This is a genomic window from Ancylomarina salipaludis (genome assembly GCF_004122035.1).
GTDB classification, from domain to species: domain Bacteria; phylum Bacteroidota; class Bacteroidia; order Bacteroidales; family Marinifilaceae; genus Ancylomarina; species Ancylomarina salipaludis.
In genome coordinates this window covers 1-21,403 of record NZ_SAXA01000010.1, presented here as the reverse complement: position 1 = coordinate 21,403, position 21,403 = coordinate 1, and the positions used below count along the sequence as shown (strand labels likewise).

Here is a 21,403-nt window from a genome sequence, read left to right as displayed (position 1 = left end):
GATTGGCTTTTATACAAATACTTTGATATTTTCCTAAGGCTATTAAAAGAATACCTTTAGATTATCTAAAGTTTATTCATTCTGCTCCGAAGCGCACTTCTTGTAATACACAAATAATCAGCGGTCTTAGACTTATTATTATCAAACTTTTTTAAGGCTTTCCTGACAATTTCCAACTCCAACTGCTCGATATCCAGCTCATCATCAGGTAGAACAATTCTACCAGGAACCAAAACTTGTTCAGAACTTATAAAATCACTGTCATCCGCCTGCAAAAAACGCAGATGTTCAGGTTTCAACTCCAAATCGTTGAACAGTAGGGTTGCCCTTTCTATCGAATTCTTAAGCTCTCTGATATTTCCAGGCCAATCGTATTCCTGTAACATCTTTTTTGCATCCTTACTGATAAAGCGAAATCGACGTCCGCGTTTTTTTGAATACTGATCCAGAAAGACTTGTGAAAAGGATAAAATGGCCTCTTTGCGTTCTCTCAAAGGTGGAATATACAATCTGCCTGTATTCAAACGATAATAAAGATCACTACGGAATGTTTTTTCGGCCACCATCTGCTTCAGATTTCTATTTGTAGCGAAGATCACCCTCACATCCAAACTAATGGCTTTGTTTCCCCCCACGCGATACATTTCCTTTTGTTGTAACACACGCAACAATTTGGGTTGCATATCCAAAGGCATCTCTCCTATCTCATCCAAAAACAGGGTTCCGCCTTGTGCCAATTCCAATTTCCCGAGCTTTCCTTCTTTTCGAGCGCCGGTAAAAGCCCCAGTTTCATATCCAAACAGTTCACTTTCGAACAATGTAGGTGATATGGCTGAACAGTTGATTGAAATAAAAGGCTGAAGAATATCGCTTTCCTGTCCGAAATGAACCAAACGCGCCATAACTTCTTTCCCAGTACCGGTTTCTCCTTCAATCAAAACAGGAACTGTTCTGTCCTCATGAAATTGTTCCGCCATTTTCACCACACTACGCATGGCATCAGAAAACACACCCACTTTACCCACACTGGTGATATCGCGAATTGTGGTTTCATAGTATTTCACGCGTTCACTTTCTTCGCTCTTTGTGGTTGAAACAGCTGCATTGGAATGCTGATTTAAATCGGATTTTTCTGCTTTTAATTGAATGCTCTCAACAACACGTTCGATAAGAATCGCTAATTCCTCAACATTAACAGGCTTAAGCAGGTAATCATAAGCATTGCTACGCAAAGCCTCAATCGAGGTGTCCAGATCACCAAAACCCGTCATTATCACCACTTCGATTGCCGAACCATTGGGGAGTTGTTTAATTCTTTTCAGAAGATCCAAACCTGAAATCCCTGGCATCCTCATATCCGAGATGACCATTTGAAAATCACCCTCTTTTAAAGCAAGCAAAGCCTCTTCCCCATTGTGGCAAAGTTTTGTTTTGTAACCCAACTGCTCGTCAATAAATTCTGCGACTGCAGATCCACTGGATGTATCGTCATCAACAATAAGAATATTCATATGGCTATTATTTCATGTCATTTTCACACCGTTATCCGGCTAACTTCTATGCCAAGACTAAGAGTAAGCAAATATACAAGTTTACTTGCTCCCATCAGATTCTCAGCCTAAAATACCAATCTCTTTTTAATCTTTTAATTTAAATCGCAAAATAAAACTAGCCCCTCCTTCGTCATTATTATAATCAGATATCTCTGCTTGAAAGCGATCAATAAACAACTTAACAATTGCCATACCCAGGCCACTTCCTTCAGTTGATCCTTTTGTTGTAAACAAGGGATCGTATATCTTCTCACGAATTGAGTGATCAATTCCTGTCCCATTATCATGAATTTCCAAAACACCATGCTTGGCATCCTGATAAACAACAAGTCTGATTTTTTTATCCTCTTTCTGAACCTGATCCAAAGATTGAATCGCATTAACAATTAAATTCACAACAATTTGTTCAAACTGAACGTAATTTGCAGTAATCAACACAGACCTTTGGGGCAATTCATCCACCAATTTTATGCTATGATCACAAACCTGGCGTTTCACCAATGACAAAGAACGTCTCACACCTTCTACCATATCAACAAACTCATCCTTTACCACATTGGGTTTATCATAGAAAGTTCGCATATGCTTTATAATGGCGTCAATCCTCGATGTTTCTTCCGAAATTGTATTGATTTTCCGAACAAACATTTCAGGCAATTCACCTGGATTTCTCTTCTGCCAATACAAAATACTATCTGCGGATATTTTTATGGCATTTAAGGGTTGATTAATTTCATGGGTAATTCCCGCAGACAAAACCCCTATTGAAGCCAAAAGAGACGATTCCTCCAACATTCTCATGGCTTCAACATTCTTCTGTTCAGCCTCAAGTCTGGCATTCATTAATGAATTGCGCTCCCAGGCATTCGCTATCATATTCACCGTTGAAAAGAAAACACCTATTTCATCACGCGTCCATTTATGAACCTCATTTTGTGAAAAACCCATCAAACCTAAGACTTCATTCCCAACCACAACAGGTAAAAGCACAACGGCCTTGATATTTCTTTTTCTGTAATACGCCTGTTCTTTTTCATTTAAATTTGATAAATCTGTCGAAACAACGCTCAAATTCATCTTCACACGATTAATAGCATGTTCGATTTCTGAAAAATGAAAGCGATCAACATCCTTAATAACATCCCCCTTAGTTAAAAACCGACTCTTAATTTTCACAGCGGCATCTGATGAATCGTTAAAAGAATAAAGACTGACCCGTGCTACATTCATTTCATCCGTCATCAGTTTTAAAACATCATCCAACACATTTTTAAAATCCTCAGCAGCATTTAATAAACGTCCAATTTTAGCCATTAAACGCTCGTGCATAACCGATATCTTCAGTCGCCCCTGCTCTCTCAACAAAGCTTTTTCTGCCCTAACTCTTCGTACAATCGCCTGAGCAAGAACCAGAATTATAGCTGTTGCAATAAGGAGAATTCCAAACACGATCTGAATCCATTCCTTATTATCACTGTAAAAAGATTGAGGTTTATTAACGATATGTGTCTCAGCAGGAAGTACAGCCTCATTTATTCCAAACCGTTTGAGTTCATTATAATTTGCCACATACTCATCAAGTGGTTTCCGATAAATCGGGATTGAATCAACTGGTGTTCCTGCAAGAACTTTGAGAACCATTTGGGCCGCCATTTGCCCGTGGAGTTTTCCACTAACCACTTTTCCACCCAAAACACCATCGGATATAAAAAAAGCCCATGCAATATAAACAGGTACTTTACTACGAGGCACTATCAGATCTAAATTATCCTGAAAACTAACAAACTTTCCATCTTTATCTTTGTTGAAAGTCAATAGCAAAATTGAAGTATCACCCTGTACTTGCTCAACCTTATTAACCAGTTCGTTAAGACTTTCATTCTCATAATAAATAAAATCAAGTCTAGCCTTATACTTAGCTTCAAGATCGCCCATTAACAGTTTATTCAACTTTGCTGTTGTTGTTTTATCATCGTTAATAACAAGAAGATGTTTCGTGCCTGGTCTTGTACTTAAGACCAAATTGACAGTACTTTCCAAATCAATAGCTTCAGCAATACCTGTTATGTTCTTCATTCCTGCAATCATTTCATCTGCAAAATGATTAATTCCACAAAAAATGATGGGGGTATTCTGAAAATATTTTTCACGATGATCTTTAACAAAGGATAAAGCATTATTATCTGAAACAATAATGACATCGTATTTTTCCTTTAAAAGTTTCAGATCATAGAGTTCGGTAATCTTATTCAGATATTCGAGGGAGGGATTCCTTTTGGTATCGAGATATTCATAATCCAGTTCAAACTGATTTCCCAAAGAATCCAAAACAGTCTTAATTCCGGAATTGACATTATCAGTCCACCGCAAACCCTGGTGATAAGAATGCAGCACCAGTATTTTTTTCCTAACTGAAGAAAAGGATTGAAGAGATAAAAATAAAAAGCAAAGGAAGACAATATAGCGTATCAACTTCATAAGTAAAATTTTAGAATTGGGGAATTAAGAAGTCTAAAATAGGAATTTTGCCAATCTTATGCTGTTCTAATTTATGATTCTTTTAAAAATAATACAGATTACGGCTAAAATGATTGCACAAATGCAAGCAAACAGCCCATAAATAAAGGGGAGAAGGCTATCAGTTTAAACTAATTTCATCTATCTCCAGGCAAAAGGTTTCTGCCTTTTTATTGGCTATCAGGAAAGCAATTTCACACAGGCTTTCTCCCGGGTAATTCGGGCTATTTAATACTCTCCCTCTGAAGCGGGGATGCATATCAGCAAAATGAATTTCGATAGTTTGCCACTTGCCTGTTGTTGTAAAAAGTTTGGCATAAGAGTGAGCATCATTCAAACTTGATTTAAGTCTGAATTGATAGGTCTTACCATCTCCCTTGATTCTCAGGACTACTTTTTGATGGCTTCTGACATCTATTGGTGTAAAACGATAACGCACAGAGGTAAAACCACCATTGTTTTCGAGAGAGACCTCTCCTGAAAAAACAGCATGCCCTTCTGAGTTAATTCCAAATTGAGCTTCGGAGTTCCCCCCCATTACCCCATCGTTCACAACATGCCAGTTGGCAAGTGTGCTATCTTTGTTAAAATCAAAAAGAATCAAATTATTCACGATCATGATACAAATTATAAGAGATAAGACTTTCATCTTCTTAAGTTAACCCTTTTCAATCAAAAAAAAACAGACAGATACAATAAACTAAGACCATTATTAAGCCTCACTTTCAATTCAACTTAAGTCCATAAATAATCGGGTGATAATCCTTAATAAAATGGGCCATATCCTCATCTGAAATCCCCAAAGGGTAAGACATCAGCAGCAGTTGCATTGGCTGTCCTTCTTCCTGATAGGCAGGCTGTTCGTAATAATGCTGGTTTAAAACAAAACCCAGACGTTCGTAAAACTGGATACGCCTTTGCTCAATCTCACCAGTGGGACGTTCGACTTCCAGGATTACAGGTCTCGAATCGTTTTGTTTGAATCCCTCCAAGAGTCTCTCGCCATATCCTTTTTGCCTGCACTCCGGTAATATGGCAAAGTGCTCGATAAATCTTAAATCATCAAATCCCCACCAAAATAATATCCCCAGAAAACAAGCATCCTGTAAAATCACTTCAAAATGATAATTGGGATGACACATTATAGAGGTCTGACTTTTAAGCAGACGCCTCTCATTCAAAGGAAAAGCCTCCTTATACAATGCCCAGGCCCTATCAAACCAGGGCTGACTTATATCTGTTAATCTAATCTGTTCCATAAGTTATCAGTCAACTGACTTATTACTATTAAGCTTTGGTAAATTGCTTTATCTAAAAAACGGAACTTACAAAACACCTTCCCATTCCTGATAAAATTGTTCCAAATAGGTCTCCATAAAGGCATGTCGTTGTTCGGCCATTCTCCTTCCGGCTTCAGTGTTCATTCTATCTTTTAACAGCAGTAATTTTTCGTAAAAATGATTTAGTGTTGGAGCCATACTTCTTTTATACTCCTCCTTGGTCATTTTTAAATTGGGCTTTATTTCGGGGTTGTAGATCTCCCTGTTTTTATGGCCGCCATAATTAAAGGTTCGTGCAATACCAATGGCTCCCAAAGCATCCAAACGATCGGCATCCTGAACAACATCCAGCTCAGCAGACTTAAACGGTTGTTCCTGATTCCCCCCTTTGAATGAGATATTCGAGATGATATTTTCGATATGAACAATCACATCCTCATCCACATGCAAAGACTGTAAAAAAGCGCGTGCCTTTTGAGGACCGACTGATTCATCTCCGCCATGAAACTTCGAGTCGGCAATATCGTGAAGCAAGGCACCCAGCTCAACCACAAATAAGTCTACTTGTTCGAATTGTGCGATTCGTTTAGTTGATTTCCACACCCGGTAAATATGCCACCAATCGTGTCCGCCCTCAGCATCAGCTAAAACCGCCTTTACAAATTCAACGGTTTTTTCTATTATTTTATCTTGATTCATTTATGCGTCTTCTGTTTATAATAAGATCCTAAATTTAAACAGAAAGTCCGCATTTTATCACAAAATTTAAGAATCATTTTAAGATTAAAAACAGGCTCGAAAGCAGCGTAATAATCACACTCATATTTTTAAACAAAACAGGTGAAATTCGATAATTTAATCTTTTACCTAAATACGAGCCCAGATAGAGTATCGGAATAAATATAAGTGTCATTTTAACAGTTGTCATTGTTAAAAGTCCCACAAAATAATACCCCACAAGAGCAATACATGCCGTTACAATACTAAACCATGAAAAAATTTCGCGGAATTCCTGATTATCTACATTAGCCGAATGCAGAAAGAGAGCCAGAGGCGGTCCGCTAACGGATATACTTCCCGTTAAGAAACCCAGGAATGCCCCCATTATTTTATACGATAGGCGCGATAATTTGAGGGTGTATTTGACACCTAACAAAGTCAGTATCGATAACAAAATGAAAAAAACACTCATCACAATTATAAGTGTGTGCTCCGAAATGTACTTGAGCATGAATACCCCAAAAATCGTGAATAAAGCACCATAAACAATCAGGACCTGAAACGCTTTGTTCACGAGTTTTCTATCTTTTTTTTGCAAAACGATAATAAGGGAGGAAAACAGACTGCAAAGAATTAATACCGGAATTAACTCCTTTGGGGAATACCAAATCATTAATGGCGGCAGAGCCACCAAAGCAAAACCAAAACCCGTAATCCCCTTAACCAAACTTGCCACTGATACAATCAGTATAATCCAAAAATAAAGCATCGCATTTAGAATTTAGATGTAAGCATAATAAATGAACCGAATCCTATTAATAACCAAAGTAAAATTCCCAGCACAAAACTTTTAGCCCCTGCTTTTTTGGCTTCCGAAAATGAAATATTGGAACCTATCAAAAATAGGGCAAGCACCATTCCCCGCTGACCTAACCAATGCAAATGAGAGAAGGTTTTTGCAAAATCAGGCAGCCAATAGGCTAGAAATATACTCATTATAAACAAAGCAATAAACCATGGGAATTTTAATTTTCCCTTAATTTTATCCTTTTGCGAGAAAGCAATCAATAGAGATAAAGGAATAATCCATAAAGCTCTTATCAATTTTACGGTGGTTGCAACTTCGAGTGCTTTGGCACCATAGGTGGCACCTGCACCAACTACCGAACTGGTATCGTGAATCGCAATAGCTGCCCAGTAACCAAAGGTTTCCTGACTCAGATTAAAATAGTGTCCAATGCCCGGAAATATGAGCAAGGCAATGGCATTGAGAATAAATACCACAACCAAAGCAAAAGAAATCTGAGCATTTTTAGCCCGAATAACCGGAGCAACAGCAGCAATAGCACTGCCGCCGCAAATTGCCGTTCCGGCAGAAATTAAAAGACTAATTTTTGAATCAATCTTAAGAAGTTTCCCCAATACTAAACCACAAGTCATCACAAATACAACCGAGATGGCAGTATCCGCAAAACCAAGTCGTGATGTGTTTATAATTTGAGTGAGATTCATCCCAAAACCCATCAGTACAATTGAAGCTTGCAATGAAAAAGCCGTATACTTTGCCGCATTCTCATATTTTAAACCCAAAAATGAAAGCATAATTCCCAAGCCTAAAGCTATAGCCGGAGAGATAAATGGCATAAAACAGAGAAAAAGGATAATGCCGTAAAGTGTTCTGATATGTCTTTGATTTAGTTTCATGTTTGTCTTCTATATTTTAAGACAAACTTACACCCAAGCTATAACCAAAGCAAATACTCAATTCTTATAGCTAATAACTAAAAGTTATAAGCCGAAAGGAATTCTATAAATAATTTCGTCGATGAAACCTCGTGGCCTTGCAGTAGGGCCATCCTGAACTTTCTATTCAAACGGATGCTATTTAGGCTAAGCTTTGTTATTTCTTTCAGTTGCAATTCTTTTTCAATCGATTTTTCCGAAACCAGGGCAATGCCATCAAAATCGCACAGAAAATTCTTTATGGCTTCGGTACTTCCCAGATGAATGAGAATATTCAATTTATCCAGATGAATATGGTGTTTTGACAGGGCTTTCTGAATCACCTCAAGGGTTCCGGACCCCTTCTCGCGAAGGACAATGGGAAGCGTCATAAAATCGGCAACTGAAATCAATTTCTGTTTCGAATAAACGCTCTGACTCCCGGTGACAACCACAATCTCATCGTCTAAAAAATCGATATATTTAATACTGGCCTGAGAGGATGCATTCTCAACCAGGGCCAAATCAATCTCATTGTCAAACAGTTTTTGCTCCATCTCAAAGGAATTGCCATTGAGCAAATAGAGCTCAATTTTTGGATAGCGTTTGTGAAATGCAGCAATCACCCTGGGTATAATGTATTGCGAAATGGTTGAACTGGCACCTATGCGCAGTGTGCCTTTAAAAGTATCATTCAGCCTCCCCAACTCGAATTCCATCTCGCGGTATTCCTGCTTAATTCGATTCAGATAGCTGTAGGTGAGCTTGCCTGCCTTGGTCAGATACACCTTATTCCCTCTTCGTTCGAACAGGGCCATATTCAACCTGGCTTCCAACTCTTTGATATGCTTGGTTACAGCGGGTTGGCTGATAAACAAATCTTCTGCAGCCTTCGAAAAACTTAAGTTTTCTGCAACCGATAAAAAAACCTCATCTCTGTAATCCATAATTTCTCACATCAGAATTGAAACACAATATCAATTCAAACTTATTAAAAAATCTGTTGAATCAATCGATACCTTCTATGAAACAAAAGCCTTGTTTGTTAATTTCCTTTAATCGAATGCGTATCTCGATTTATTTTGCTCAACTTTGCAGCCTTACAACAATATTCATGAACAAGCAAAATTATCCCGATCGTCAACATAAGCTACAAGAGCAAGCCAGGCTTAAAGCAGAAATTCAGGCTTTAAGTGAGGAATTGATGCGGGTTGAACAGGAAACATTAGCCTTTGAAGCCAAGCTACGTGCCATTCTTATCGATCTGATTATTGAGGAACAGGAACTCAGCGACTTGTACAGACGAATGCAGAAGGCGAAAAAAGAAAAACGTCTGGAACAGAAAAAACGAGGTAAGAATTATAAAGAACCTCAAGGCTTAAAAACAATTCCCAAACAAAAATTAGAAACAAGCCAATCGATAGAAATTGAAAAAGAGAAGAAACGACTGTACCGTGAGGCCATGCTTCATGTACACCCCGATAAATTCTCGACAAATGACGATCAGATTGATTTGGCAACAGAGATAACGGGCAAACTGATTGACATTTACAAATCGGGCAGCTTAAGAGAGCTACAAGCCTTCCATTCTCATATTTTCTCGGGGAATGCCTTATTGCAAACCAGCAAGATAAACAGTAAGGTCACCAATTCTGCCATAGAAGATCACTATCTGCAACTGGAAAAGGAAGCCCTCGAAAAGAAATTGGCACAGGCTAAAAACAGGCAAACCTACAGGGTGCTAAAAGATTACGAAAACCCCATGCTCTTTGCCGAGGAACTCAAGGCCTACTACACCGATCGGCTTTTTAAACTGAGAAAACGTACCCGGAAAGCACAGGTTTAAAACTTTTCAGACGGATTATCCCAAACACCCATCTCATTTCAAAATTATCTTTAAAATGAGATGGAATCTGTTTAAACCCCAAGTCGTCAATGCGCTTGCGATTAAATTTCTCAAACTGACACCAATTAGATTTGTGTCATCTGTTTAATCTGTGGGTTTCCTTGTTTTTTTCTAATCATCGGCTCCCGATCACAGGAAAATTATTCCTGTCCACCATGCCTCTTTGCCGTATCTATCCAAAGTTCAGCAAGCTCTTTGGGATTTGCACCCAAGCCACGAGCCAGATGTAATGCAAGGCCCATCATTAATACAGACGCTTCATGTAATTCCTGATTTGTAGTCAAGGCTCCGAATTTTTCTTGTGCCTTTAATAGAATCAAGTCATTATGCTTGGCAACAAAGGCAAGCGGATCATCATCCGAGATATCTGGTATCATCAAACAATCGACCCACTCAGGTCCTATCCTCTCTGCCAATACTTCCGGGAGCTCATTCCCCATCTTTCTCCACAGTGCCAATGTTTTCCTGTCTCCCGATTCAGCCAAACCCGTATCAAGGAATAATTCAAATGCGATATCTGCTATATTTTGCATCAGTTCCAAATAGCCATCCTGAGCCTTTTCGAACTTATCGGTCATCTGCCCTTTAAGATATTCACCGACACGAAACTGAGCTAATTCCAATACTCCCGAGCATGCCTCCAAACAAGGAAATTCATCTCCCTGATACATATAATGAACGTCATCGCTTTGTACCTGCCTACCCAGTGGATATAAGCGACAAGCAAGTGGACGCCCCCCATGAACACTACATCCAAAATTATCGACATATTGAGAACAAGCCTGTTGATTATTGAAGCCTGTTTTGCCGTCGAAGCGTAAACGAATTCCTCCAAAATCGCTATAAAGATCGCGGAATTTCCTTGCCGTAATTTTCTTCTCGTTGGCAAGACTGAGCAGCTCCCACGGATTAATGTAAATAATTTTTCCAAAGCAGCAATAACCCGTTCGCGAACAGCTTAAAGGCAATATATCTTGAAGATTCAGTGTGTGTGTTTGCATTATTATGGCTTCATTCTTGATATGACAGGTGATACATCCAACAACTCAGCTCAATATCAGTTGCCAAATTGTTTAAAGATGATTTAAAAGCACAAAGCTATCAAATTCCATAAAATGACATTTGTTGTTTTTCACGAAATTCGCACGAATTGGCTTAATGGACTAAAGTCTTTGCAAGCATTCGCACCTAAGAGATTTGAGATGACTGTGTATTCATTCAATTGTTTTAGCCCTTGAATTTATCGCCCTTCCAATTTTTAGGATTGTTGATAATATAGGCCTCGATGCGCTGATATTCTTCATCATTGCGGATGATGTGGTCATGATAATCGGATTGCCAGTTTTTAATACCCGATACATGCCGCAGAGTATTAATCTGTTTTGATGTTTGTTATTTGAATTTGCCCAATATTTTAGGGATTAGCATTCTCCTGCGTTCTTTACGGTATTGTTTTATTTCATTGATGTTGGGTTGATATTTAGGGTTGATCCACCAGCGTTGTTGTGGTAATTGTGGTGAGGCCTGCAGAGAAAATTCATGAATTTTCTTTACGGTATCATTATCAATTGTTGATAGTCCATTATCGAAAGCATAATCGCCCAAGGAAACAAGCAGATGGATATGATTGGGCATGACTGTCCAAACATTCATAATGACACGTTTATGGTATTCTGGTATTTTTTTTATTTCCGTTTCAACGATCTTACCATATTCAGACAAAATCATCTCACCATCAATGATATCACCCAGTATACATTCACGACCCGAAACGCAGATCGTTATAAAATAATCGGCTGGTGATGAATAATCCCAAAATTTAGCCCGATTGGATTCTATTCGATATTTCCCTCCAAATTTTTCCATATTAAAACAAGGCGGACCCTAATTCACGCTAATTTTCTAAATGATTCTCTTTTGTAGCAATATTAGGGAGTTGTGCAACGATTACCATTGTAGTATGCCGTTTATTCTTTGGATGTTAATAGATTTATTATTTCTGCGATCACATCACCATTGAGATTCCGTTTTTCCGCTTCTAATGGACAGAGCGCAATTGTAGTATTTAACTCAGGAAAATAAATATTAAAGGTACCCCAGGCACCCCCATGTCCAAAACCTTTCGTGCCCTCAACAGTATATTCCTGTATACCTAAACAGTAATTGTTTCCAGTACTGTCCATAGTTTCAATTCGTGTGAAGATCAAGTCCAGAACTGCGGGATCTTTTACGATCTTCTGATTATGCAGATTCGATATAAACTTTGCCATATCTTCCATTGTGCAGGCTATTCCACCTCCACCATACAAATCCCAAGAAGGATCAATTTTATAAGAATCCCAGCTAGCCGAGCTGAAATACTGATGTGCCAATGGTTTACAACTGGACGGCTTATCTTCAAGTGTAACCAGCCATGTATCATCAAGGCCAAATTCCTTATACATTAGCAATTCTCGCATTGCAGCATAAAATGGTTGATCGGTTAGTCGTTCGATTATCTCGGTCAGCAATAAGTAGTTTACATCTGAGTAATGATAGCTCATTCCAGATTTACAGAGAGGATCGCTCACAGTAATTGTGCGCTCCAATTGCTCATTTCGGGTCCATCTATGTTCTGGATTTTCTGAAACAAATTTATAGTATTCGTCATTACCGTAATTACCAATCCCACTTTTGTGAGATAACAAGTGTACTACTTTGATGGAGTCCAATACATATCCATCCGACTCGAATAACTTCCTTGTTTTCTGGGTAAGCAGTTCTTTAATTGGCTGTTGAATATCTATCTTTTGTTCTTCCACAAGTCTTAGAATTGTAGCAGCGACATAAGTTTTAATATTGCTGGCAATTAATACCGGTTGGTATGGGTCGAGTTTGTGTAAACTATCCTTGCTTGAATACCCGATTGCTCCAGTCCAAGAAATATTACGATCAGGTGCTTCAATCGCAACAATATAGCCGATCACATCAGGATTCGCATTGTAAATCGAATCGATTGTTTTCTGAAATTGTTGTTCAATTGTTTGACAATACGATGTGATAATCAATAAAAAAAAGGCTGCTCCTGTTAATATTGTTTTCATCTCTGTAACGTTTAGTTAATATGATATCTTTAAATAATATGGTATACAACGATCACTTGTATGTGGTCGGGCGAGATTTCCAACAGAAATCCTGTCAGACCGCTAAAACCCCCGCCTGCCATATACAATTTGTTACCACAAGTTATTTATTCATTCTTTGTATTCATCAACTGGTTCAGCAATACGAAAAACACTTTCTCCTTTGTTAATTGAAGGACAAATTTTAACAACAACTACTATCCCGCTTATTGGTGAATGGTATTCCTCTAAGACATTCCCCCAATAGTCAGTTGTGTAACCTATTAATGTACCTTTTGTAATATATTGGGCTCTATCAACAAACGTGAATAAAATTCCATCATAATTGCTGTTTACCAATTTTTCATTTATCAGATATACTGGATTTTCATTAATAAATGGTTTTCCTTCAAGCATCCCTATTGTTTTCATTACATTCTTTATTCCTTTTAGAGCCTTGTCTATTTCTTCAGGCTTAACAGCTCCCTGGTCTCCCCATTCTAAAGTAATTGATGCAACTCCTCGACGAAACGCTTCCAAATCTGAATATCCTGAAGGTAAGGAATCAGGTACCGAGTTATATTTATCAGGAAACAAGTATTTATTTCCCATGGCATGAGCCAATTGGTATGATTTTTTGCACAAATCACCATCAGGACAACCATAATAAAAATAAAGATAATCTATTATTCGTTCATTAAACTCTCCACCATGCATGTCAATATAATAATCACTTTTACTCATAATTTCATTTGAAAGAGTAAAAGCAATACGTTCTGAAACGGTTCCATCTATTTTCCCAGGGAAAATCCTGTTCAGGTTTTTATAATCAATTGGGCTGGAATAATCACTTCTGCTGCTAAATGCTGGTATATTTGCAATATGTACAATAATTAGTGTTCCCGATAATTCATCCGGTGTTATTTCTTTTACTAATTTTTGGGCAGTAATTATAGGAACATATTCAGTACCGTGAATCCCGGCAACCAGTGTTAATACCGGTCCTGATTTTGCTCCGTTGATTATTGTAATAGGAATAAAGGTACCTTCGTCAATTCCTTTTTCAATAGATAAACTGCCTTTTGCCATTTCTCCTTGATCAGCTTCGATTGAGCCAACAGTAAATGTTTTATTATTTTGGGCGACGAGAATATTAGAAAAAAAACTGACAAAAATAAAACCCAAAAGAACTTGCAAAAAATCCTTCTTCTTATTAAAAACTAAAGCGGCTTCCATAACTTTATATAAGTTCTTAATATTTAATTTTAGTGAATTACATTCAAGTTACAAAAGTTTGTGATTATGTGGTATTTTTTAAATCCACAATAAATGTATTTCATGTTTTTCTCGCTTTTATAATTTGTGGTAACAGATAGCGCATCGAGTAGGCAAAGTGAGTATGACTTCGTCGATTTTCAATTCACCCTAAGCCTCTCACAGAACCGTACGTGATAGTCTATTCACGAGTATTTTATAAAATGGTATTCATGATTACTTCGTAATGCTCATCATACGGCTCCTCTAATTTTATCTACTAATAAATGCTCATCCTCTTTCAAGTTGGCAAATTGTAGCCTTCTTTCCTACCAAATCGCTACACAGTTCAAATGGGGAATGCGATGCAATCGCGCACCAGCTGGGAATTGACTTAATGGACTAAAGTCTTTGCAAGCATTCGCCTCTAAGAGGTTTGAGCTAACCGTTTATTCATCCAATTATTTTAGCCCTTGAATTTATCGACCTTCCAATTTTTAGGATTGTTGATAATATAGGCCTCGATGCGTTGATATTCCTCATCATTGCGGATGATGTGGTCATGATAATCGGATTGCCAATTTTTAATGCCCGATACATGACGCAGACAATTAATCTGTTTTGATGTTTGTTGTTTGAATTTACCCAATATTTTAGGGATTAGCATTCTCCTGCGTTCTTTACGGTATTGTTTTATGTTGTTGATATCAGGTTGATCATTAGGGTTGATCCACCCGTCTTGTTCTGATAGGGGTGATGATGCCTGCAGAGAAAATTCATGAATTTTCTTTACGGTGTTAACGGTATCATTTACGATGGCGGTATCATTATCAATCGTTGATAGCCCATTATCGAAAGCATAATCGCCCAGGGAAACAAGCAGATGGATATGATTGGGCATAACTGTCCAGACATTCATTATGACACGTTTATGGTATTCAGGTATTTTTTGTATTTCTCGTTCGACGATTTTACCATATTCTGACAAAATCATTTCACCATCAATGATATCACCCAGTATACATGCACGACCCGAAACGCAGATCGTTATAAAATAATCGGCTGGTGATGAATAATCCCAAAATTTAGCCCGGTTGGATTCTATTCGATATTTTCCTCCAAATTTTTCCATATAAAACAAGGCAGACCCTAATTCACGCTAATTTTCTAAATGCTTATCTTTTGTGGCAATATCAGGGAGTTGTGCAACGCTTACTTTTGTTATGGCTGTGCTTTTATTCTATATTCAAAATCCTGAAATTAAATCTATGCAAATCAGTTAGTCCTATTTCTTTTTCTTAAATCAATTATCAAAAAAATCAAAGATATAAGTATTAGAGTCAAGGCGAATATAGTCTTCAGTAAATATGGTAAAGACATAAATTTATCACTTACTGACATTGCTATTAAAAATATAGCCACAATTGGAAGAATTGCATAACTTTTCATTTTTTTCATAGTCTTATTGTTTTTTAATCAACTTTTATGTCCTCTCGTTCAAATACTCACTTCTATATCAAGCCAAGCCTTACCTCAGCATGCGCTATCCCCCTATATTGGTCGTTTGTGCTCTATTTGCGTTCTCACTCAAATCATTAACCAAAGCAACAGACATTCCTGTTAATTTTGATATTTGTTCTATTGATAAACCTTCTTTTTGCAATCTAAAGACCAGATGCTCCATTGATTCTCCCACTTCGATGATATGATTATCCGGATCATAGAATCGGACAACTTTTTGTTTCCAGGCTTGTTCTCTTAGTTCATGAACAAACACAACATCCCCTGCTTTCAGTGTATTGACTAATTTTTCAATATCATCAAATTCAAAGTACAATTCAAAGTTATGGCCTCCCTGTTTTATTTCTTTATTATCAATTAATTCCTTGAAGTGCGATTTCAAATGAATAGCAAAATCACCATGAAACGTTACATTCTCTCCAAAATCATATTTTACCTTTTGATTTAATAGTTTCTCGTAAAAATCACGAGACCTTTTTATATCTGATACTGTAATTAATGGACAAATAAATTTCATTTTCAACTCTGTTACAATTGTGATGGCTTAAAAAAATACAGGTCATTTAGCGTTATTCTTAACGATATATATATAAGAATAGTAGCCGATTGCGTTGCACTTTCCTATAAAACCGTCACACCGTTCAAATGGGGAACGCGATGCAATCGCGCACCAGCTTAGAATTCTAAACATTTAGTATCCTTTTTCTGTTCTTGTAAGCGTTTCGAATAAATCCAGATATTGTTATAAAACCAATTCCTATAAGTATTCTATATTCTCTAAAAGGGTTTTCAGGAATTAAATCAGTCAATGCAATCGTTAATACGATCAGCATGATTACCCAAATTAGTATACTGAATATCCAAATGATTTTTATTGATGAACTCATAAAAATATGTTTTAACGTTAAATGTATGAAATGTTGCCGACTTCGAAGCTCAAACTTATCAAATCGACATGAATTTGAGACGAGCTACAAAGCTTTAATAACGCACTATTCTGCAATTTTTTATACATATTGTTGTATGCTGACTGTGTTCATCAGCGTCGGCAAAGCCATACTCTTTTGTAATTTTTGGAAGTGAGTTGGCTTGTGTGAATTTCAAATGTGCTTGACTGTGTGGGGGGTTATTTCTCTTCATTGTAGTAAATTTTATAATATTTCCTGCCATTTTCGTCAATTCCCTTTTCAATCAACTCTTTATTCCCTTTTATATATATATCGAAGTTTTCATCGAGTTTTAAAACACGCTTAAATGCTCTAGCCTGTTTCTTTACGGCTTTTGGTGAGATATTAAAGTTGTCCGATAATTGAATATCATGCTTTTCTCTATATCCTTCATCAAAATTTCTAAATGATTCAATAATGTCATTATTCCCTAATACAGTTTCTTCAAAATCCTCTTTGATAAATGATTCATTTGTTTTAAAATACTCAACTGAACGATTTAGTAAATCAATCTGCTCTGATTTTGAGATATCAACATCATCAGTCAATTGCTTTGTCAAAAACTGCTTAGTTAAACCAAGAAAGTTGTTAGTTTGGTTGTACTCATTACTAATTGAAGTTACTTTGAGGAAGTCATCCTTCCAATATTGCGCTTCAACTGTTTTATTTGAGTTATCAGTCAATAGTATCTTATAGCCTTTCTCCTTACTTGAATTAAAAACAATACAACCTTTATCAATCCCTTTTAAGTCAAAACCATACTCATGCGAAATATCAAACTTGGAATGACCTGCCTTCATTCTTATGAAAGGGATATCCTTTTCTGACTTATAAATTCCAATTGCATCAACAACCTCGTCATCTAAAAATACATTTGAGAAATAAACAATATTTAATTTCCCTTCTTTAATTTTTGGATGCATGGATTCTTCATATAATAATCTACCAATATCATGTGAACTAGTCAAAAAGGTATTCTGATTTTCAAATAAATTACTAATTACAAGAAATAAATCATTCATTTCCAGGTTTACAGGGTGAGTAAAACAATAAACATCGTCTGATTTTAATGGAATTAAGAAATATTTCAAGAGCAGTTTCTTCGTTTCAAAATCAGTACTAGTTTCTTCTTTAGAAAGAGATATTTTCTCATCTCTAAGCTTATTCCCAATTTGATGTGTTATCAGGTTTCTGATTTCTACTTCTGTATAATCTACGTTTGTCATTAGATATATTGATTACTGATTTTTTGATATTTAAGCCAGTTGTATTTCTCCATTTTGAATTTCTCAAATTCTTGAAGTAAGAATAACCGAACCTTATCTTTACTTACGTTACTATATTCGCTTTTAAGATTGACCGTTGTAATATTAATTGAAAATTCAATATTGGTTAACCTCTTTTTAAAATAACCATCAAACCCAAACCATACAACACAATTACCTTCAGCTGCATGATAAGAAAAATTATAAACAGCCTCAATACCTGCAAGTTCAATATATTGATGATTGTCTTTCTCTTTTATCAAATAATGCTCATGTAAATTCTCACCATTTATTCTCAAAATATTTACCTTTCCTGTCATGAGCTTATTCACTTCTGCAGGCATTTCCTTAGACCTATCTGGAGCAATATCTAAATCAGTTGCTCGTTGAAAATCAAATATGTCAGAGCTGTCAGTTAAACTCAAAAAGAAACTTATACGCTCCTCATTATTGAAACTATTATATAAAATACGTTCAACTTCTGTGTTTGGCTTGGTATATTTTTTTTCTTTAAACACTTTAGCAAGATATTTTACTCCTAAATCTGCAATATTCTGAGTTTCAGGAGACGTATAAATCATCCGCAAATATGTTTTATCATCATCTTGAACCTTCTCAATAACAATTTCACCTTCATATTCATTCGTTGTACGATACCAACCAGAGTTGTAATTATTAGTTCTACACTTGAACTGCATGCGAACCTTATTAGGATTATGATCCACAGGTGCAAAATTAGATTGAGAGATTATTTTATGGCGCGAACCTGCTTCTCTTAGAATTTCTTTTAAATCAATCTTGTCAGGAACAACTTGAATTAGGTTCTCCTTGTTGTGCCATGCTAGAGGACGGGATGTTATTTTTTGTGTCTTTTCTTTCCCTCTAATATTCTCCTTAATAAACTCAAATTCAAAAGGTGAAAGTAACATTGATAAAAGTAGAGGATAAGAATTATTAGGTGAATAATCTTCTAAAAAAACACCTTTTTGTCTAAGCAAACTACGTAACTTAGAAACTGTAATTGATGGATGATTTAAAACATCTTGAAGAGTTAAACCAAAAGGGATATGTTTATTTACATCTAGTTTTTCCATAATTTATTTCAACAAAGGGTTATTATAATTGGCTATAGTTAAGTTAGCTGTAAAGGAATCATCATTAAAAATTCGCTTTACTACATTTACAGTTGGTAAATGTTCTGTTTCTATATAATCAGGAAAACAAATTAGAGTTGCACCCTGACAATTACAGCCTATATTTTTTGCAATACCCATATATTTCATCAAGTCTTCTTTACTGAAATAATCTATGGTAAATAGCAAAACTGTTGTTTCGCTGCCTCTATTTACTCTGATAGGAATAACACTTGAGTTAATATATTGAACTGGCATTATTTTACCATTACGTGCATTCCTCTCATCATTATTTAAACCATTTGAGAAATATAGGAACTCAATATCATAATCTCGATATTTAAGTAATGTGAAACAGATTGAATCATAAATAAATTCAACTCTTTTATTATCTACTAAAATAATACCATCATGTTCAACTCCAGAATTTACTTCAACTCTACTTAATCTACTAATTAAATCATTCTCACCTTGGTTAGAATTATTCAACCAAAAAAGTATTCCTCTATCAAAATGGTTTTCTATTTCTTCATACATTTCAATAGTTTGCTGTTTCAATGTAGATTTCTTAAACGACTCAATTGCTTTAGCTAATTCATAGTAGCGTTCTTTAAATTGAGTTGTTATTTTTGATAAAGGATATGGGTCTTTACTATATTTCACAGAATAGAGAACATTCTCAATCGTATTACTGACCATCGGGTTAATGTAGTGATAGTAACCATCGATTCCATTGGTTCGTTTACGAAACTCGGTATCAATACTTGCAATATCATCATTTTGCATTGGATTGTCCCATCCAACAAGGCTAAGAAACTCAGTAACGACTGCTTCTCCAACTTCGCCTATACGTTTTGAATATTCTCCCATAATATATCTGTTTTAATTTAGTTAAGGTTAATTGCGCTCTTTTGCAAATTTTGGTTTGTGTGTTGGCTTGTGCGATTTACAAATGTGGGCAATGTGCGTTGGCATCCCCAACTGTCCCGAAGGGCAGAAGCGGGCGGGCAAAAACTAATTTTTGATTGCACCAACCTTCAATCAAAGAGCTAATATTTTCTATCAGTTTTTTCAAATTTTATTATCAGGTTTCAATGTTGCAGTTTCGTTCTTTTCACTTGCAGCTAACGGTGAGTGTATGGTGTCGTAAGGGATTGCGGGCTTCAAACTTATCAAGTTACCACCCAAACTTGATGCGGGTGATACCACTCGAAAATCTCTGAAACCCTTATGCGCTATACACATTGTTGTGCGTTCGTGTTTTTTATTTGTTCCATGACAATCTCTCAAAATAAATACCTTCTTGGTTAGATTTATAAAAATCTTCTTCCCTAATTTCGAATCCAAGTTTAGTTAAATATTTATTTACAATGTCATTACTTAATCTGTCCTTAATTTTCCTTGCTTTATAATTTTCAATATCCTCAAATTCTTGAACAGGTCCAGTTTGAAAAAACTCCCATTTTGATTCCACATGAGTATGAACGATTCTTTCTTCATTGTCAGTAGTCTTTACATTTATCTCGTGGTGAGGATAATCACATATTGAATCGTTTGAAAGTCGAACCGATACAGCTCTCTTTCCAAAGCGTTGATTCCATACGTGAATCAAACTATTTAATCCGTCTTGATAATTACCAAAGAAGGCTGTCGAATTAGGATTATTTTTAGGTTCCCATATCAAAAATTTCGGAAAATGTGCACCTCCAGCAGTAAGCATTGGAGGAGGGTTTATTTTGCCTAAGTCTACAGTCCCAAATTCTATTTTTGAATCTTTCCACCAATTCTTCAATATTTCCTTTATCTCTAATTCCACAGTTTCAAGTGGACTATCTAAAATTGTCAGAGGAAAAAACTCATATTTATCGTAAAAGTTATTCATTCAATCGTTTCATTAAAACTTGTTGTCATCGTTGCACCACATGACGCACAACTTGTTTAAAACAAGCATATACTTGTTATTTCTTATATATCTACTGAAAAGCTGTTGTTATCCTGACCTATTGGAGGGATAACAATACTATATTATGATTCATTTTAAATATCATGTATTATAGAGATATTGAAAATTTTCACTAAGGTATTAAATCTAAACTAAGATTCATACTGTCAAATCTGTCAAGTTTAAATACAGACAAATTCTAGGTTAAGGAGGGGTGCGCAACTTGTCTTAGGGAGTTGCTTATAAAGGAGAGGAAACATTACGCCTCTTGTTAAAAGTCCAAGTCTACTTTAAGCCCCTTCAGGGGTTTGGGGTCAATTTTTTTATTGCCCCTATTTTGTTTCAATTCAGCCAAATAATCGGGTAACCACTCGGGCAAGGTGATTTCTTTTTAGATAACTAAAGCACCACCCCGTGGACTTGCAACAAAAATGTGGACAATAAGTTAAGTCATGCCGCTCTCTTGTCATTATTTAATAGCCTTCCATATTCTAAAGGAGATAAATAATTTAAAGAAGAATGTCTTCTACATGTATTGTACC

The 21,403-nt window shown here is 36.2% G+C and carries 19 protein-coding genes; 1 reads left to right on the top strand and 18 read right to left on the bottom strand.

Features of this window, described 5'->3' with window-relative positions:
• Window positions 1–65: 65 nt before the first annotated feature.
• From EO244_RS11465 to EO244_RS11430, 8 genes are all read right to left on the bottom strand, one after another.
• Window positions 66–1,511: a sigma-54-dependent transcriptional regulator gene (locus tag EO244_RS11465; protein ID WP_129254818.1), complete on the bottom strand. Its 1,446-nt coding sequence runs from the start codon at window positions 1,509–1,511 to the stop codon at window positions 66–68.
• A gap of 126 nt (window positions 1,512–1,637) precedes the next feature.
• Window positions 1,638–4,031, bottom strand: coding sequence for an ABC transporter substrate binding protein (locus EO244_RS11460; protein WP_129254817.1), 2,394 nt, complete (start codon window positions 4,029–4,031; stop codon window positions 1,638–1,640).
• A gap of 160 nt (window positions 4,032–4,191) precedes the next feature.
• Window positions 4,192–4,689, bottom strand: a complete 498-nt coding sequence (locus tag EO244_RS11455; RefSeq protein ID WP_206734547.1) for a CIA30 family protein — start codon at window positions 4,687–4,689, stop codon at window positions 4,192–4,194.
• A 106-nt stretch (window positions 4,690–4,795) separates the two neighbouring features.
• Window positions 4,796–5,329, bottom strand: coding sequence for a GNAT family N-acetyltransferase (locus EO244_RS11450; protein ID WP_129254815.1), 534 nt, complete (start codon window positions 5,327–5,329; stop codon window positions 4,796–4,798).
• 66 nt (window positions 5,330–5,395) lie between these two features.
• Complete coding sequence (locus tag EO244_RS11445) at window positions 5,396–6,049, bottom strand: HD domain-containing protein (RefSeq protein ID WP_129254814.1); 654 nt, start codon at window positions 6,047–6,049, stop codon at window positions 5,396–5,398.
• Window positions 6,050–6,122: 73 nt separating this feature from the next.
• A complete protein-coding gene (locus tag EO244_RS11440; protein WP_129254813.1) occupies window positions 6,123–6,839 on the bottom strand; it encodes a sulfite exporter TauE/SafE family protein in 717 nt (238 codons plus the stop codon).
• 5 nt (window positions 6,840–6,844) lie between these two features.
• Window positions 6,845–7,774: a YeiH family protein gene (locus EO244_RS11435; RefSeq protein WP_129254812.1), complete on the bottom strand. Its 930-nt coding sequence runs from the start codon at window positions 7,772–7,774 to the stop codon at window positions 6,845–6,847.
• A gap of 77 nt (window positions 7,775–7,851) precedes the next feature.
• Entirely contained in the window at window positions 7,852–8,739 is an 888-nt protein-coding gene (locus EO244_RS11430) for a LysR substrate-binding domain-containing protein (protein ID WP_129254811.1), read from the bottom strand.
• A gap of 167 nt (window positions 8,740–8,906) precedes the next feature.
• Here EO244_RS11430 and EO244_RS11425 point away from each other — a divergent pair, with 167 nt between their 5' ends.
• The gene (locus EO244_RS11425; RefSeq protein WP_129254810.1) at window positions 8,907–9,638 is read left to right on the top strand and encodes a hypothetical protein; all 732 of its coding nucleotides are present in this window, start codon (window positions 8,907–8,909) and stop codon (window positions 9,636–9,638) included.
• A gap of 200 nt (window positions 9,639–9,838) precedes the next feature.
• Here EO244_RS11425 and EO244_RS11420 read toward each other — a convergent pair whose 3' ends face one another.
• The 10 genes from EO244_RS11420 to EO244_RS11370 all read right to left on the bottom strand — a co-directional run bounded on the left by EO244_RS11420 (window position 9,839) and on the right by EO244_RS11370 (window position 20,801).
• The gene (locus EO244_RS11420; protein WP_129254809.1) at window positions 9,839–10,699 is read right to left on the bottom strand and encodes a YkgJ family cysteine cluster protein; all 861 of its coding nucleotides are present in this window, start codon (window positions 10,697–10,699) and stop codon (window positions 9,839–9,841) included.
• 391 nt (window positions 10,700–11,090) lie between these two features.
• Window positions 11,091–11,564, bottom strand: coding sequence for a transposase (locus tag EO244_RS11410; RefSeq protein ID WP_129254808.1), 474 nt, complete (start codon window positions 11,562–11,564; stop codon window positions 11,091–11,093).
• A gap of 101 nt (window positions 11,565–11,665) precedes the next feature.
• Window positions 11,666–12,781, bottom strand: a complete 1,116-nt coding sequence (locus EO244_RS11405; RefSeq protein ID WP_129254807.1) for a serine hydrolase domain-containing protein — start codon at window positions 12,779–12,781, stop codon at window positions 11,666–11,668.
• 150 nt (window positions 12,782–12,931) lie between these two features.
• Window positions 12,932–13,888, bottom strand: coding sequence for a succinylglutamate desuccinylase/aspartoacylase family protein (locus EO244_RS11400; RefSeq protein ID WP_164977477.1), 957 nt, complete (start codon window positions 13,886–13,888; stop codon window positions 12,932–12,934).
• A gap of 631 nt (window positions 13,889–14,519) precedes the next feature.
• Window positions 14,520–15,185, bottom strand: coding sequence for a transposase (locus EO244_RS11395; protein WP_129254805.1), 666 nt, complete (start codon window positions 15,183–15,185; stop codon window positions 14,520–14,522).
• Window positions 15,186–15,596: 411 nt separating this feature from the next.
• On the bottom strand, window positions 15,597–16,091 hold the full coding sequence (locus tag EO244_RS11390; RefSeq protein WP_129254804.1) for a VOC family protein: 495 nt from the start codon (window positions 16,089–16,091) through the stop codon (window positions 15,597–15,599).
• 609 nt (window positions 16,092–16,700) lie between these two features.
• Complete coding sequence (locus EO244_RS11385; RefSeq protein WP_129254803.1) at window positions 16,701–17,747, bottom strand: nucleoid-associated protein; 1,047 nt, start codon at window positions 17,745–17,747, stop codon at window positions 16,701–16,703.
• Window positions 17,747–18,880, bottom strand: coding sequence for a GapS4b family protein (gene gapS4b, locus EO244_RS11380; RefSeq protein ID WP_129254802.1), 1,134 nt, complete (start codon window positions 18,878–18,880; stop codon window positions 17,747–17,749). Before gapS4b ends, EO244_RS11385 begins: the two co-directional genes overlap by 1 nt.
• A gap of 3 nt (window positions 18,881–18,883) precedes the next feature.
• Complete coding sequence (gene gapS4a / locus EO244_RS11375; RefSeq protein WP_129254801.1) at window positions 18,884–19,789, bottom strand: GapS4a family protein; 906 nt, start codon at window positions 19,787–19,789, stop codon at window positions 18,884–18,886.
• Window positions 19,790–20,183: 394 nt separating this feature from the next.
• Window positions 20,184–20,801, bottom strand: a complete 618-nt coding sequence (locus EO244_RS11370) for a hypothetical protein (protein WP_129254800.1) — start codon at window positions 20,799–20,801, stop codon at window positions 20,184–20,186.
• Window positions 20,802–21,403 lie beyond the last annotated feature (602 nt).